This is a genomic window from Microvirga sp. P4_G7, from assembly GCF_056401005.1.
On record NZ_JBFUKD010000641.1, the window covers coordinates 1 to 2,113 of the forward strand.

Here is a 2,113-nt window from a genome sequence, read left to right on the forward strand (position 1 = left end):
GACCCCAACCGTTCGGCTTGGTTGCTCCCGCCGCGCGGTCGAAGAATGGACGAGCGCACTTTGTTCCGCTGGTCGGCTTAGCTAGAGCGGCGGTTCTTGAGGCCTTTGAGCGAGCCAGCGACAGCGAATGGCTGTTTCCCTCGACAGGAGTCGCGAGCGCTCCGATCAAGGGCCATTCCCTGAGCGTCGCGATGATGCGCTTCCAGGCTAGCCTTAAGCTACAAGACGAACCGATCGCAGACGGAGGCAAAAGAAAGCCAATGGAGCGACGACAGAGGCAAAGCGAGCTTTCCTAACCTCTGCGACACATAAAAGTGCCATCGAGAGCTGGCGCAAAGCACCACCGACTCCTCATGACCTTCGACGCACCCTTAATACGCGGCTGTCGGAGCTGGGCGTCGTCCGTGAGGACAGCGAGGCCGTCCTCAATCACACGCCAAGAGGCGTCACGCCGTTCACTATGACCTCTACGACCGAGCGCGCGAAAAGCGGAGGGCGCTTTCACACCGGAATGAGGCTTTGAACTCGATCCTTGAAGGTCAACCGAATAGCGCTGAGATTGTCCCGCTACGCCTGAACTTAGTACGAGCCTAATAGATTTGAGGCTCCCGCGTCTTTGTAAACCTTCTCGGCCTAGCGATCTTCTCGTCGAGTAGCCAGAGCGCCTCGATGTTGCGGTAGGGGGCGGGCGAGTGCAATGCCCTCCGATGACAGTCTGCGGCGCAACCAGCCTATTGCCCGCTGCCGGTCCAACTGGACAATGCTTCCTCTTCCAGATCGCAGCATTAGATGAATGGAAGCATTGCGGCTGCCGGATGGGGAAATGTGGTGATTGGCAACAACGAATTCTGATGTCGACTGTTCTGCATATGCCGAAGCCAGTTTACCTAAGGTTAATCCCGTCGAAATCGCTAGTTTCTGTTTGCATTCCGCCTCTAGGGCTCGTCAGCGTCGTTTCAATTGTTACCGTCAGATTCATTTTTCTTGACAGAATGATTTAGAACAACGTTTCGTGACTGCCCGCCACATCGGCGATTGAGGTCTCGATGACGAAACCTGCGATCATCGCGCAGCCATGGAACAGCTTTCTGCCCGGAACAATGGGCGACGACACCATCACCGTGCTTCCGGAGGAAATCGAAGGTGCGGTGATCGACGGCTTCTCAGGCAAAGACACCCTTCAACTCCATGGCGGGGCCTGTTCGACTTCAGGCTTGCGGCGTCCCTCAGTGGGATCGAGACGATCATGGGATCGGATGAGAACGACACAATCATCCTGATCGAGGGACAGCTTACGGGATTGGCGTCGCTCAGCGGCGGCTCCAACGCCGCACAGCGTTGGGATGAACTTCAACTTCACGGGTCCGCGTTCGACATCACAGGGATAACTCTTACCGGCCTCGACTCGATTGAACTACTGACGGATGGGGCTGTCCTCACCGTGGGGACGAAGGCGGCGGCGTTGCTTGCCAAGGGTTTCGTCAGCCAGAACGATCGCCTTGTTCTTGTCGGCGGGCTTTCACTCACCGCGGGGGAGATCGCTGCTCTCCACGCCCGCGGAATCGACAGTATCGTCGACGCGAATGGCGTGCATGTGGACGCTGCGCCTATCATTACCGGATTTGGGGACGGACCGTTCAATGTCAGTGCGGGGCAAACGCTCGCTCTCGATGCTGGCGGTGATGCGTCGATAACGGAGAATGGCAATCTCGGCGTGCTCTCGGTCATCGTGTCGAAGGGCTTTCACACGGGCGATGCGATCGGCATCGATCTATCCGGCGCCGTCGCGTTGTCGGACGGGCTTTCCGTGGGCTCGACGATCACAGTGAACGGAAACGCAATAGGAACGCTTTGGGCCGCCGAGGGACCGAAGCTTGAAATAGCCTTCTTCAACGCTCAGGCGACCCCTGAAGCCGTCGAAGTGGTTTTGCGCGAACTGACCTATGCGATCTCAGCTACAGCCCCATCCGAAAGCGTTCACCGTGAGGTGGTGATCGAACTTTCGGATGTCGGCAATCGTATCGCCCGCAAAACAATAGATCTGGACCAGATCATCCCCAAGCAGCCTGATGAGCCGGAAACGCCTCCGATCACCGGAAGCACATCAATCGGC

The 2,113-nt window shown here is 57.6% G+C and carries 2 protein-coding genes; one reads left to right on the forward strand and one right to left on the reverse strand.

Going from position 1 to position 2,113, the window contains the following annotated elements:
• Nucleotides 1–997 precede the first annotated feature (997 nt).
• On the reverse strand, nucleotides 998–1,177 hold the full coding sequence (locus AC1DT3_RS18985) for a hypothetical protein (protein WP_477466775.1): 180 nt from the start codon (nucleotides 1,175–1,177) through the stop codon (nucleotides 998–1,000).
• A gap of 69 nt (nucleotides 1,178–1,246) precedes the next feature.
• Here AC1DT3_RS18985 and AC1DT3_RS18990 point away from each other — a divergent pair.
• Nucleotides 1,247–2,113, forward strand: an 867-nt coding sequence (locus tag AC1DT3_RS18990) for a hypothetical protein (protein WP_477466776.1), incomplete at its 3' end; no start/stop codon positions are given.